The 11,643-nt window shown below is 70.1% G+C and carries 16 protein-coding genes; 6 read left to right on the top strand and 10 right to left on the bottom strand.

Going from position 1 to position 11,643, the window contains the following annotated elements:
- Positions 1-18 precede the first annotated feature (18 nt).
- Together AC3EO4_RS33615 and AC3EO4_RS33620 are read left to right on the top strand one after the other, a co-directional pair.
- Complete coding sequence (locus AC3EO4_RS33615) at positions 19-927, top strand: TetR/AcrR family transcriptional regulator C-terminal domain-containing protein (protein WP_379569342.1); 909 nt, start codon at positions 19-21, stop codon at positions 925-927.
- Entirely contained in the window at positions 917-1,588 is a 672-nt protein-coding gene (locus AC3EO4_RS33620; protein ID WP_431899398.1) for an ankyrin repeat domain-containing protein, read from the top strand. The genes AC3EO4_RS33615 and AC3EO4_RS33620 overlap by 11 nt, the downstream gene beginning before the upstream one ends.
- Here the strand turns inward: AC3EO4_RS33620 and AC3EO4_RS33625 are convergent.
- Positions 1,572-2,306, bottom strand: coding sequence for an alanyl-tRNA editing protein (locus AC3EO4_RS33625; RefSeq protein WP_379569338.1), 735 nt, complete (start codon positions 2,304-2,306; stop codon positions 1,572-1,574). The genes AC3EO4_RS33620 and AC3EO4_RS33625 overlap by 17 nt on opposite strands.
- A gap of 174 nt (positions 2,307-2,480) precedes the next feature.
- Between AC3EO4_RS33625 and AC3EO4_RS33630 the strand changes: the two genes are divergently transcribed.
- Entirely contained in the window at positions 2,481-3,038 is a 558-nt protein-coding gene (locus tag AC3EO4_RS33630; protein ID WP_431899414.1) for an SGNH/GDSL hydrolase family protein, read from the top strand.
- Here the strand turns inward: AC3EO4_RS33630 and AC3EO4_RS33635 are convergent.
- From AC3EO4_RS33635 to AC3EO4_RS33675, 9 genes are all read right to left on the bottom strand, one after another.
- Positions 3,004-3,459, bottom strand: coding sequence for a MarR family winged helix-turn-helix transcriptional regulator (locus AC3EO4_RS33635; RefSeq protein WP_431899400.1), 456 nt, complete (start codon positions 3,457-3,459; stop codon positions 3,004-3,006). The genes AC3EO4_RS33630 and AC3EO4_RS33635 overlap by 35 nt on opposite strands.
- Before the next feature lie 130 nt (positions 3,460-3,589).
- Positions 3,590-3,925, bottom strand: a complete 336-nt coding sequence (locus AC3EO4_RS33640; protein WP_379569332.1) for a DUF2516 family protein — start codon at positions 3,923-3,925, stop codon at positions 3,590-3,592.
- Positions 3,926-4,362: 437 nt separating this feature from the next.
- Positions 4,363-4,779 (bottom strand): hypothetical protein, encoded by a 417-nt coding sequence (locus AC3EO4_RS33645; RefSeq protein WP_379569330.1) that lies wholly within the window; start codon positions 4,777-4,779, stop codon positions 4,363-4,365.
- Positions 4,780-4,782: 3 nt separating this feature from the next.
- Complete coding sequence (locus AC3EO4_RS33650; protein WP_379569328.1) at positions 4,783-5,289, bottom strand: helix-turn-helix domain-containing protein; 507 nt, start codon at positions 5,287-5,289, stop codon at positions 4,783-4,785.
- A gap of 74 nt (positions 5,290-5,363) precedes the next feature.
- Positions 5,364-6,269, bottom strand: a complete 906-nt coding sequence (locus AC3EO4_RS33655; protein WP_379569326.1) for a M56 family metallopeptidase — start codon at positions 6,267-6,269, stop codon at positions 5,364-5,366.
- On the bottom strand, positions 6,266-6,622 hold the full coding sequence (locus AC3EO4_RS33660) for a BlaI/MecI/CopY family transcriptional regulator (protein ID WP_379569324.1): 357 nt from the start codon (positions 6,620-6,622) through the stop codon (positions 6,266-6,268). Before AC3EO4_RS33660 ends, AC3EO4_RS33655 begins: the two co-directional genes overlap by 4 nt.
- A 61-nt stretch (positions 6,623-6,683) precedes the next feature.
- Positions 6,684-7,214: a GNAT family N-acetyltransferase gene (locus AC3EO4_RS33665; protein ID WP_431899403.1), complete on the bottom strand. Its 531-nt coding sequence runs from the start codon at positions 7,212-7,214 to the stop codon at positions 6,684-6,686.
- Between the two features lie 10 nt (positions 7,215-7,224).
- Positions 7,225-8,037 carry a class I SAM-dependent methyltransferase gene (locus AC3EO4_RS33670; protein ID WP_379569320.1) on the bottom strand — a complete coding sequence of 271 codons (813 nt, stop codon included), beginning with the start codon at positions 8,035-8,037 and terminating at the stop codon, positions 7,225-7,227.
- Between the two features lie 16 nt (positions 8,038-8,053).
- Positions 8,054-8,800, bottom strand: coding sequence for an SDR family NAD(P)-dependent oxidoreductase (locus tag AC3EO4_RS33675; RefSeq protein WP_379569318.1), 747 nt, complete (start codon positions 8,798-8,800; stop codon positions 8,054-8,056).
- Between the two features lie 93 nt (positions 8,801-8,893).
- Between AC3EO4_RS33675 and mshA the strand changes: the two genes are divergently transcribed.
- From mshA to AC3EO4_RS33690, 3 genes are all read left to right on the top strand, one after another.
- Complete coding sequence (gene mshA / locus AC3EO4_RS33680; protein WP_431899405.1) at positions 8,894-10,165, top strand: D-inositol-3-phosphate glycosyltransferase; 1,272 nt, start codon at positions 8,894-8,896, stop codon at positions 10,163-10,165.
- Positions 10,162-10,671, top strand: coding sequence for a type III secretion system chaperone family protein (locus AC3EO4_RS33685; protein WP_379569316.1), 510 nt, complete (start codon positions 10,162-10,164; stop codon positions 10,669-10,671). The genes mshA and AC3EO4_RS33685 overlap by 4 nt, the downstream gene beginning before the upstream one ends.
- Before the next feature lie 198 nt (positions 10,672-10,869).
- Positions 10,870-11,613, top strand: coding sequence for a phosphoglyceromutase (locus AC3EO4_RS33690; protein ID WP_379569314.1), 744 nt, complete (start codon positions 10,870-10,872; stop codon positions 11,611-11,613).
- Positions 11,614-11,643: the final 30 nt, after the last annotated feature.

Raw genomic sequence — 11,643 nt, forward strand, 5'->3', positions numbered from 1 at the left:
ACGGTGTATTGTGTACTAGTGCAGTCGCCATATCTGGAAATCGTCGAAGACATCAAGCGCCGCATCGCCACGGGGAAGCTGAAGCCGGGCGACCGGCTGCCGCCCGTCCGGCAGGTCGCCAAGCGGTGGGGAGTGGCCCTGGCGACCGCGACCAAGGCCATGAACACGTTGCAGCAGCAGGGGATCGTCCAGGCGAAGCCGCGTGTAGGCACGATCGTGGCCACCCCCGGCTTCGCCGCCGCGCCCTCCGGGGAGCTGACCCGCGAAGGGATCGTGCGGGCCGCGATCGAGATCGCCGACGCCGAGGGGCTGGGCGCGCTGACCATGCGCGGCGTCGCGGCCAAGCTGGGCGTGGCGCCCATGTCGCCCTACAAGTACGTCGGGAGCAAGGAGGAGCTGATCCTGCTCATGGCCGACACGGTCTACGGCTCGCTGGTCTATCCCGACCGGCACCCTGCGAGCTGGCGGGCGGGGCTTGAGGAGGCCGCGCGCACCATGTGGGCGCTCCACAAACGTCATTCGTGGCTCGGGCAGGTCACCTCGCTCAACCGGCCGCTGGCGCTGCCCAACCTGGCGATCCACGCCGACCGGGTGCTCGGCGCGCTCGAACGGCTCGGCCTCGACCCGGTCATGACGCTCAACGTGCATGTCGTGTTCTACGCCTACCTCCAGGGGCTGGCGGCCAACCTGGAGCGCGAGGCCCAGGCCGAGGAGGCCAGCGGCATGTCGGAGGAGGAGTGGATGGACGTTCAGGAGCCGAGGCTCGTGGAGCTCGCCGCGTCGGGCGCCTATCCCGCGTTCGCGAGGGTGCTGGACACCCTCGACGGCGGATACGACCTGGATCTGGACGAGATCTTCGAGGTCGGACTCAGGCTGCACCTCGACGGTCTGGCCGCGATGATCGAGGATGGACGCCATGGACGTTGACGACCCGATCGCCGTCGCCGTCGTGGCGGCCATCCACGCCGGTGACACCGCCGAACTCGACCGCCTGCTGACCGAGCACCAGGGGCTCGCCCGCGAGTGGCTGGAGGGCGACGACGGGACGATGCGTTCGCTCCTGCACGTGGCCACCGACTGGCCGGGCAACTTCCCCGCGGTGGCGCGGACGATCGCGACGCTCGTCACGCACGGGGCGGACGTCAACGCCCGCTTCGTCGGCCCGCACACCGAGACGCCGCTGCACTGGGCGGCCAGCAACGACGACGTCGAAGCGCTCGACGCGCTGCTCGACGCGGGTGCCGACATCGAGGCCACGGGAGCGGTCATCGGAGGCGGCTCGCCGATCGCCGACGCGGTGGCCTTCGCGCAGTGGAAGAGCGCGCGGCGCCTGGTCGAGCGGGGCGCGTCCGTGGAGGCGCATGAGGCGGCGGCGCTGGGGCTGCTGGATCGCATGGCCGAGCCGTACGACCTGGATCTGGCCTTCTGGTGCGCCGCGCACGGAGGGCAGCGCGACATCGCCGAGTATCTCCTGCGCCGGGGCGCGGACCCCGCCTGGGTGCCCGACTGGGAGCCGCTGGACGCGGCGGGCGCGGCCAGGCGCAACGGGTTCGGCGAGGTGGCCGACTGGCTCAGTCGGAGATCGTGATCCGCAGGCGGCGGAAGCCCCTGCCCTTGCTCTCGATCTTCGCCACCTTGATCCGGCCGATCTGCTTGGTCGAGGCGACGTGCGTGCCGCCGTCGGCCTGGGTGTCGAGGCCCACGATGTCGACGATGCGGACGTCCTCCACGGTCTCCGGCACCAGGTTGGTGGCGGTGCGGATGATGTCGGGGATCGCGAAGGCCTCCACGCGGGGCAGCACCCGCACGTCGATGCGCCGGTCGGCGGCGATCTCGGCGTTGCAGGCGTCCTCGACCGCCTCCTTGAAGCCCGGCGGCACCTCGGGCAGGTTGAAGTCCATCCTGGCGGAGAACTCCTCCATGTTGCCGCCGGTGACCAGCGAGCCGTAGTCGCGGAAGACCACCCCGCACAGCACGTGGAGTCCCGAGTGGGTACGCATCAGCGCCGAGCGCCGATCGTCGGCCACGGCCGCGGCGACGACGGTGCCCACAGGGGGAACAGGGTCGCCTTCTGCCGGGATCAGGTGGAGATCGTCGCCTTTGCGCACCCCGACGATCCTGGTTTCCACCCCCTGCCAGAGAAGAACTCCGTGATCGGCCGGCTGGCCGCCGCCGCCCGGATAGAATGCCGACTTGCTCAAGACGATCCCCTCTGGCGTCGAGTCCAGGACGACCGCCTCGAAAGAGCGCAGGTTCTGGTCGGAGAGTTCGAGCCGTTGCGTGCGCCCGTGGAGATCGAAGGTCATGTCGGCAGCTTAAAGCCCCCTGAGGTGGTCATGCGCGGCGTGCTGCGTAGTCGTCTGCTCGCATCAGCCGCCACGATAATCGGGATTTGTCCCGCTATTGCGGGGTGCAACAGCGCTGCCGCCTCGCGACCGCCCGCGCGCGTGCCCGCCGTACAGAAGGCGGTGCCGGTGATCATGTTCGTCGGCGACAGCTTCACCGTCGGCTCGGGGCCCGTGCGGACGTGGGAGACCTACGCCACCGAGACCGCCAGACGGCTCGGCTGGCAGCCGGTGGTCGCGGGCGCGGGCGGCACCGGTTTCGTCAACCAGGGCAGGGTGGGGCGCACCTTCGAACAGTCGTACGTGGCGGAGCTGGCCTGGCGGCCCGCCCCCGACCTGCTGGTCATCTCCGGCGGCCACAACGATCGCAGGTGGACGGGCCCCACGGTACGGCAGGCCGCCGCCAGGCTCGTCTGGTCCGTCAAGGCCCACTGGCCGGACACCAGGATCGTCATGATCGGCCCCATCTGGATGGACGGCGCTCCGCGCCAGGCCTACGTGGTGCGCGACGCGCTCGCCGAGGTGGCCGGCCGCGAGCGCGTCACCTTCCTCGACCCGCTCAAGCAGCGCTGGACCTCGGGCGGCCGGGCGGCCGTGCTGCTGCCCGACGGGGTGCACCCCACGGCGGCGGGGCACGTCAGGCTGGCGCAGTGGCTGGTCAGCGCGCTGCGGGCCACTCCCGTGCCCTCTTGATCTGGCGCTCGTAGAGCTCGCGTGACTCCCGCAGGAACCGGGTGATCGCGTCGACCTGCTCGTCGGTGTACTGGGACAGGATCGCCTCACCTTCGACGATGAAGGGGCCGTACAGCTCCTGCGCCTTGGTGATGATCTTCTCGGTGGGCCTGACCACCACCTTGCGGCGGTCCTGGGGATCGGGGGAGCGGGTCAGGTAGTCGAGCTTCTCCAGCCGGTCGAGCATGGCCGTGACGCTGCCCGTGGTCAGGCCGAGCGCGGGGCCCAGGATGCCGGGGGTGATCTCGCCGTGTTGCAGCAGGATCTCCAGGCACCGGGTGTCGGTCCTGTTGATGCCCAGCACGCGGGCCGCGGCCGTGTCGAAGTCGTCGACGGCGGCCTGGAAGGCCTGCATCTCGGGGCCGATCATTTCTCTTGACATTCAACCCTCTTGAAGTTCAAGTTAAATGCCAGGGTAGCAAACACCGGCGCACGCCACACCACCCGGACCGGCCAGACATGTCTGGGGCCGGGCCGGTCCTCAGTCAGGCGTCAACGGGTCGGCACGGCCGTCACCAGGGCCCGTAGGGGCCGTTGTTGCCGCCCTTGCCCATGCCCTGCACCGCGGGCTTGACGTCGGCGAGGTAGACGCCGGCCGCGATGACCGAGGCGATCGCGAAGATGTTGAGCCGCGCCAGACCGCTGGCGCCGAAGTAGCCCCATGCCGTGGCGAACGCGAACAGCGTGCCGAGGCCGAGGATCAGCAGCCACCATTTCTTCTGGAGCTTGCCCGCCGCGATGAAGGCGTTGGTCGGGGTGCGAAGGGCGTGGACGAGCGCCCAAACCGACATGCCGAACGCGATGATCGCGAGAATCGCGAAGATGAGGTCAAGGCCAAAGGTGATCATGTCCGCTCCGCCCAATGCCGCGATGTCGCAACCCACCCTAATCCATTCACCCTCAAACCTGTTTCCGTACGGCCAGCCCCCTTTGGCGCCTGCCTGGTCACGGGGTCCCCTCCACCGCGGGCGCGCCGCCCGGCGGGACTCCGCTCCCCGCCGTCACGACGTCCCCCGTACCCCAGCCTGCCCGCGGCCCTTTCCCGGCAAAGGGCCTGGGCAACCGCCGGAGCCGGCGTTTCGGAGGATCCGGGGAAACGCCGGAGCCGGTGTACCGGAGAGATCCGGGGAAACGCCGGAGCCCACGCCGTCTGGAGGGTTGGAGATACGGCGGAACCCCCGCCGTCTGGAGGGTTGGAGATACGGCGAAGCCCCGCCGTCTGGAGAGTCGGAGATACGGCGGAACCCCCGCCCGAGGAGATCGGGCGGGGGTTCCTGGTGCGTGGTCAGGCCTTCGGGGTGGCCTTGGTGGTGCGGGTGGTCTTCTTGACCGGGGTGGCGACGGGCGGCTCGGCGGCCTCGGAGACCTCCTCCAGCTCCAGCGCGGCCTCGCCGCTCACCTTGCTGACGACCTTGCGGCCGCGGTTGGCGAACTCCTCGTAGACCTCGGTGGCCCTGGTGCCGAGGTGGTCGGCGTAGTCGCGCGCCTTCTCGGGGAACTCGCGGGCGAAGCCCTCGGCCTTGATGCGGGCCTCGCGCGCCTTCTCCGGCAGCTCCTTGGCGATCTCGGAGCGGCGCGACTGCAGCTTCAGCAGCTGCTCGGGCAGCTCACGGAGCTTCTCGACGGCGTAGTCGCCGGCCCCGGCGACGGCGTAGAACGGCTTGGACTCGGTGAGCTTCTTGACCTCGGTGGCGAGCGTCATGGGTTAACCTTCCTTGGTTTCCTGGGTGACGGTGCCGTTGTTCGAGGAGCTGGGTGGATCCGCCGCAAAAGGCGCGAGCGCGGCGAGAAATTCCTCTGGCAGCGGCTGCTCGTCGTCCGTTTCGGAGTCGCGCTGGGGATGAGCTTTCTGGGAGGTCTGCTCGTCCTCGGCGCGGTTCTCCTTGCGGAACGACTCGTAGATGTCGATCAACACCTGGCGTTGCCGCTCGGTGATGAGGTTGTCGGCCCTGATCGAGGCGATCACGTCGCTCGGCGGTTCGCGGTCCTCGATCAGTCCCGCTTGCACGTAGAGCGCCTGTGACGAGATGTGCAGGCCCTTGGCTATCTGGTTCAGGATCTCGGCACTCGGCTTTCGCAGTCCGCGCTCGATCTGGCTGAGGTAGGGGTTGGAGACCCCTGCCGCCGCCGCGAGCTGGCGCAGCGAGATCTTCGCCTGCTGCCGCTGCTCGCGGATGTATTCGCCGATCGATCCGACCTTGGGTAGTGCCATACCGATAGTCTGCACCCAAGGTGCTTGCAATTGCAAACGGAGTAGCTAACAGCTGCAAGCAGCGAATCGTGAGGTCAGAAGGGCAGCGCCCACAGGAAGGGCGCAGACGTGGCCAATGTCACACTCAGCGCGACCAGACCGTAGCGCCGCGAGCGCGACAGCTCGGGGGTCGGCTTGATCAGCCTGTCGACCCTGGCCATCACCTGGGAGTGGGCGGCGCCGAGCATGCCCTGAGGGGCAGGGACGGCGCCTGCCGTACCGAACCTGAGCAGGGCGGTGGCCAGGCGGCGCGGCGAGCAGTAGCGGCGGGCCCTGTCGTCGGCGGCCATCTCGACCAGCAGCTCGACCTGCGACTGCGCATCACGGGCGACCTTCGAGAAAGGCAGCGCCCTGCGCAGCGCCCCGAACGGCAGCAGCACCAGGTCGTGGCGCTCGCGGACGTGGGCGGACTCGTGGGCGAGCACCGCGGTCAGCTCGTCCTCCGACAGCAGTTCGAGCGTGCCCGAACTGACCACGACGTGCGAGCGCAGTCCGGGAACGCAGTAGGCGGCGGCGCCGGGGTGGTCGAGGACCCGCACACCGGGGATGCGCGGCTCCTCGCGGGCGATCAGCGTGAGCAGCATGCGGTGGCGGCGCCTGGCGCGCAGCGTCTGCACGCCCGCGGCCAGCAGGACGACGACCAGGACGGCCAGCATGGTGAGCCCCGCGATCATCGCGAGCGCGTGGAGCAGGTCCCACCGCTCGTGCGGCGCCTCACCGGCGGCGAAGGCGACCAGTCCCTGGATCACGCCCCTGTCGTACGGCATGACGGCGAAGGCGAGCAGCGCACCGGTGCTGGCGAGGCCCCACGCGACGCCGAGCGACTGCCACAGGGCGATGGCGAGGCGAGGAGCGCGGAAGGTCCAGCGCGCGGCGGTGAAGCGCCAGGCGCCGATCGCGCATGCCGCGGCGAGCGCTGCCAACGCCGCCGCCGTGATCACTCGTCCTCCAGCTCCGTGAGCGCCTTGCGCAGGATCTCCGCCTCGGTTCCAGAGACGGCCTGGGCGAATCGGGTGAGGGCGGCCGAACGGTCGCCCGTCATGTCCAATGCTTCCAGCATAAGCTCGGCGACGTAGCTGTCACGGGTTTCGGCTGGTTCGTATCTCCAGGCCCTGCCGTCCCTGGTCCGCTCGAGGAAGCCCTTGCGGGTGAGCCGGTCGAGAACGGTCATGACGGTGGTGGGGGCCAGGTCACGGTCTTCTATGAGCCTGCCGACCTCACGGGCGGTCAGGGGGACCTTCTGCGCCCAGAGGATGTCCATGATGCTGCGTTCGAGTTCGCCAAGACCCTTCACACGTACCAGCGTAGTACTACAGGCTGTCGAGCTGAGATCCGGGCCGCCGATGAGAGGGACGTCACGCGTTCTCGGGCAGGAACGTCACCATGTAGATCTCGTCGCGGTCGTCGCCCTCCGCCACTCTGATGGCGCGCGGCACCCGGCCGACCTCGCGGTAGCCGTGCCTGGCGTAGAACTGCTCGAGCCCGAGACCGCCCCTGGCCGTCAGCCTCAGCGACTCGAGGCCCAGCCGCGTGCCCGCCTCCGCCACGGCCCGCATGAGCTCGCCGCCGTAGCCCTCGCCCTGGTGCTTGGGGTGCACCATGACCCGCATCACGGTCCGCCAGTGCGTCATGAGCGAGTGGCCCGTCGAGACGAGGACCGCCCAGCAGGTCACCCGCCCGTCGTCATCGAAGCCGACGACCAGCGTGTCGGGGCCGCCGTCGGCGCAAGCGGCGAGCGTCGTGGTGGCGGTGGGCCTGATGTCGTCGGCCGACACGGGCGGCACCCATCCGACCGCACCGCCCGCGTTCGTCACGTCGACCCAGCAGTCGAGCAGGTCGTCGAAGAGCTCGGGCGAAATTTCGGGAGAAATCACGAAACGCGGCATGGGCGGAAGGTTATCCGCCGACCGGATGGACGGCCGACCAGGGGATCGACAGCTCACCCAGCCGCCACCTGGCGGTGCCGCCCAGCGGCGCCACGCGGTGGACGGGCCAGCCGCCCGCGAGGATCTCGACGGCCCTCAGCCACCGCTGCCGCAACCCATGCGCCCCGTACGGCGCGGCCACCGCCCACGCCCTGTCGAAGTCGCGCAGGAAGGCGTGGACGGGCTCGCCGGGGACGTTGCGGTGGATGAGCGTCTTGGGCAGCCGGTCGGCCAGGTCGGACGGCCGCTCGAAGGCGTTGAACCTGGCCGAGAGCGTCAGCGTCAGCGGCCCTTCGGCCGACAGGCACGCCCAGACCGCCCGGTGCCCGATCTCCGAGCAGGTCCCCTCCACGACGATCCCGCCAGGAGCCAGGCGCGAGGCGAGGACGTCCCAGTAGTGCCACGCCTCCGCCTCGCCGTACTGCCTGAGCACGTTGAAGGCCCTGATCACCGTGGGCGGCCGGGGGACGGGAAGCTCGAAGCCGCCGAGCGCGAACGACAGCCCTTCACGCTCGTAGGGCTTGGCGAGCGCCACGCGGGCAGGGTCTATCTCGATGCCGACGACCTCCACCGAGGGCGACACCCGTCGCAGGCGGGTGAACAGCTCGAGCGTCGTCGTATGCGACGCGCCGTACCCCAGGTCGACCACCAGGGGGCGGTCGGTGGCGCGCAGCAGGCGGCCGTGGACGGCGGTGAGCCACCTGTCCGCGCGACGCAGCCTGTTGACGCCGGTCGTCCCCCTGGTGACGCTGCCGACCGGCCGGCCGGCGGAGGACGGGCTCATGGAACCGCCACGTTCTTCATGGGGAGGTGACTCGGTGGACCTTGTGCTGGGCGGCCTGGGCGCGGGGGCGGATGACCATCCTGTCGACGTTGAAGTGCGCGGGCCTGGTCACGCTCCACGCGATCGCGTCGGCCACGTCGTCGGAGGTGAGCGGGTTCTCGACGCCCGCGTAGACCTTGGCGGCCGCCTCGGCGTCGCCGCGGAAGCGGGTCACGGCGAAGCCCTCGCTGCGCACCATGCCGGGCGCGATCTCCACGATCCTGACCGGCTGCCCCACGAGCTCCAGCCGCAGCGTCTCCACCATGGCGGTCTGCGCGTGCTTGGCCGCCACGTACCCGCCGCCGCCCTCGTAGGAGACCAGTCCGGCGGTCGAGGTCAGCATCACGAGCACGCCGTCGCCGGATTCGACCAGCTTCGGCAGCAGCGCCTGCGTGACCCGCAGCGAGCCGAGCACGTTCGTGTCGTACATCCGCTGCCAGTCCTCGACACGCCCCTCCGCCACCGACTCCACGCCGAGCGCGCCGCCGGCGTTGTTGACCAGAACGTCGCACCGCTCCAGCGCGGCCGCGAGCGCGTCCACCGACTCCTGGGAGGTGACGTCGAGGGTCACGGGCGTGATGCCGCCGACCTCCGCTGCCAGCTTGTCGAGCCGATCCCTGCGCCTGGCACCCGCCACGACCTCGTATCCTTCGGCGGCCAGCCGCCGCGCGGTCGCCTCCCCGATCCCGCTGCTCGCACCGGTCACCACTGCCGTCTTCGTCATGGGCCCATCCTGCCAGGGCGGCGAAAGCTGATCTTGCGTCGGGGAATGTCGGAATGTTCTTGCCAGTTATAAACGCTCTGGAGGTGATGTCTGTTGAGGCGACGCGTCAACAGGGTCGCGACGGTGAGCATGCACACGTCTCCGCTGGACCAGCCGGGCACCGGCGACGCCGGCGGAATGAACGTCTACATCGTCGAGACCGCCAAGCGACTCGCACAGCTGGACGTCGAGGTGGAGATCTTCACCAGGCAGACGGCCCGCGATCTGCCGCCGGTGGCGGAGCTGGCACCTGGCGTGCTGGTCAGGCACATCACCGCAGGTCCCTATGAGGAACTGGACCGCCGCGAGCTGCCGGGACAGCTGTGCGCGTTCCTGTCAGGCGTGCTGCGCACCGAGGCGATGTACGAGCCGGGCCACTACGACCTCATCCACTCCCACTACTGGCTGTCGGGCCAGGTCGGCTGGCTGGCCAAGGAGCGGTGGGGCGTTCCTCTCGTGCACACCATGCACACGATGGCCAAGGTGAAGAACCTGCTCCTGGCGGAGGACGACAAGCCCGAACCGCAGGCGCGGGTGCTCGGCGAGGAGCAGGTCGTGGAGGTCGCCGACCGCCTGGTCGCCAACACGGAGGCCGAGGCCGGCGAGCTCGTCGACCTGTACGGCGCGCCGGCCGACCACGTCGCCGTCGTCAACCCGGGCGTCAACCTGACCGTCTTCCAGCCCGCCTCCCAGGGCGCCGCGCGCCACCGCCTCGGCCTGCCGCAGGACGCCCACGTGCTGCTGTTCGTGGGCAGGATCCAGCCGCTGAAGGCCCCCGACGTGCTGCTGCGCGCCGCGGCCAGGATGCTGATCGAGGACCCCTCGCTGCGCGATCGCCTGGTGGTCGCCGCCGTCGGAGGGCCCTCGGGCAACGGCCTCGCGCGCCCGTCGATCCTCACCGAGATGGCGGCGGAGCTCGGTATCTCCGACGTCGTACGGCTGGTGCCGCCCGCGCCTCAGCGCGAGCTCGCCGACTGGTACCGCGCGGCCGACGTGACGGTCGTGCCCTCCTATAGCGAGTCGTTCGGCCTGGTCGCGCTGGAGTCGCAGGCGTGCGGCACGCCGGTGGCGGCCGCGTCGGTGGGCGGGCTGCGCACCGCTGTGCGCGACGGGGTCTCCGGGGTGCTCGTCGACGGCCACGACCCCGACGACTGGGCGCGGGTGCTGCGCAGGTTCGTCACCGAGCCGCTCTGGCGGGACGAGCTGTCGAAGGGGGCCAGGGCCCACGCCAACGCGTTCGGCTGGTCGGCCACGGCGGCGCGGCTCATGGACGTCTACGGCGGTGCGGTGTCGCATCTGCACGCCATGTCTAGGCTTGCCGTATGAGGGAAGTGGTCGAAGCCGCGCTCAAGGCAGCCGATGTCTCCTACGACGAGCCCCGCGAGGGCGCGTTCCTGGTGAAGCTGCCCGGCCAGCACAAGCTGGCCACGATGACCTGGCTCATCGTCGGCGACCACGCCCTGCACGTGGAGGCGTTCTTCTGCCGGCAGCCCGACGAGAACCACGCCGAGTTCTACAAGTGGCTGCTGAGCAGGAACGGCGGCATGTACGGCGTGCACTTCGCCGTCGATCCCGTCGGCGACGTCTACCTCGTCGGCAGGATCCCGCTGTCGGCCGTCGGCGACGAGGAGATCGACACCGTGCTCGGTTGCGTCCTCACCTACGCCGACGAGTGGTTCGACCGGGCGCTGGAGCTCGGTTTCGCCTCCTCGATCAGGCGGGAGTGGGAGTGGCGGGCCAAGCGCGGCGAGTCGCTGGCCAACCTGCGGGCGTTCGCCCGGTTCGCCGATCCTGATCGGTCGCCTCAGGACGCGGCACCACCCGCTTCCTGATCGGTCGCCTCCGGACGCGGGACCACCCGCTTCCTGATCGGTCGCCTCAGGACGCGGCACCACCCGCTTCCTGATCACCAGGCCGAAGGCGGCCACGCACATCCCGCTGCGACAACCCGGAGTTCGCGCCGTTCAAGGACGCGGGGCCCTGTTTCCTGTGTGGTGTGGCACGCGAGCCCGCTCGCTAGGCTTGTCCGCATGGCGACTTTGGTGCTTGTACGGCACGGTGAGAGCGAATGGAACGTCAAGGGCCTGTTCACCGGATGGGTGGACGCCCCGCTGTCACCCAAGGGTGAGGAGGAGGCCCGCAGGGGCGGCGAACTGCTGGTCGAGGCGGGCATCAAGCCCGACGTCGTGCACACCAGCGTGCTGAACCGTGCGATCCGCACCGCGAACCTCGCGCTGGAGGCCGCCGACCTGGCCTGGCTGCCCGTCACGCGTTCGTGGCGGCTCAACGAGCGCCACTACGGCGCGCTCCAGGGCAAGAACAAGGCGCAGACGCGCGAGGAGTTCGGCGAGGAGCAGTTCATGCTGTGGCGCCGCTCCTACGACGTGCCGCCGCCGCCCATCGCCGACGACGACGAGTACTCCCAGCGGGGCGACACCCGCTACGCGATGCTGCCCTCGGAGCTCATGCCGAGGACGGAGTGCCTCAAGGACGTCGTGGACCGCATGCTGCCGTACTGGTACGACGCGATCGTCCCCGACCTGGCGCTGGGGCGCACGGTCATCGTCTTCGCCCACGGCAACTCGCTGCGGGCGCTGGTCAAGCACCTGGACGGGATCTCCGACGAGAAGATCGCCGGGCTGAACATCCCGACGGGGATCCCGCTGCGGTACGAGCTCGACGCGGACTTCCACCCGTTGGTCGCCGGCGGGGAGTACCTCGACCCCGAGGCGGCCAAGTCGGCGATCGAGGCCGTGGCGAACCAGGGCCGCTGACCTCTTCGCGCGGCGCCCCATCCCTTGCGC

This window comes from Nonomuraea sp. bgisy101 (assembly GCF_057708945.1).

Excerpts from the sequence above, each read along its gene's own strand:
- AC3EO4_RS33620 (WP_431899398.1), top strand. The coding sequence starts at position 917 with ATGGACGTTGACGACCCGATCGCCGTCGCCGTCGTGGCGGCCATCCAC.
- AC3EO4_RS33640 (WP_379569332.1), bottom strand. The coding sequence starts at position 3,925 with ATGATCACCTTTGGCCTTGACCTCATCTTCGCGATTCTCGCGATCATC.
- AC3EO4_RS33625 (WP_379569338.1), bottom strand. The coding sequence starts at position 2,306 with ATGACCTTCGATCTCCACGGGCGCACGCAACGGCTCGAACTCTCCGAC.
- AC3EO4_RS33690 (WP_379569314.1), top strand. The coding sequence starts at position 10,870 with ATGGCGACTTTGGTGCTTGTACGGCACGGTGAGAGCGAATGGAACGTC.
- AC3EO4_RS33670 (WP_379569320.1), bottom strand. The coding sequence starts at position 8,037 with ATGAGCCCGTCCTCCGCCGGCCGGCCGGTCGGCAGCGTCACCAGGGGG.
- AC3EO4_RS33645 (WP_379569330.1), bottom strand. The coding sequence starts at position 4,779 with ATGACGCTCGCCACCGAGGTCAAGAAGCTCACCGAGTCCAAGCCGTTC.
- AC3EO4_RS33685 (WP_379569316.1), top strand. The coding sequence starts at position 10,162 with ATGAGGGAAGTGGTCGAAGCCGCGCTCAAGGCAGCCGATGTCTCCTAC.
- AC3EO4_RS33650 (WP_379569328.1), bottom strand. The coding sequence starts at position 5,289 with ATGGCACTACCCAAGGTCGGATCGATCGGCGAATACATCCGCGAGCAG.
- AC3EO4_RS33665 (WP_431899403.1), bottom strand. The coding sequence starts at position 7,214 with ATGCCGCGTTTCGTGATTTCTCCCGAAATTTCGCCCGAGCTCTTCGAC.
- AC3EO4_RS33635 (WP_431899400.1), bottom strand. The coding sequence starts at position 3,459 with ATGTCAAGAGAAATGATCGGCCCCGAGATGCAGGCCTTCCAGGCCGCC.
- AC3EO4_RS33630 (WP_431899414.1), top strand. The coding sequence starts at position 2,481 with ATGTTCGTCGGCGACAGCTTCACCGTCGGCTCGGGGCCCGTGCGGACG.
- AC3EO4_RS33675 (WP_379569318.1), bottom strand. The coding sequence starts at position 8,800 with ATGACGAAGACGGCAGTGGTGACCGGTGCGAGCAGCGGGATCGGGGAG.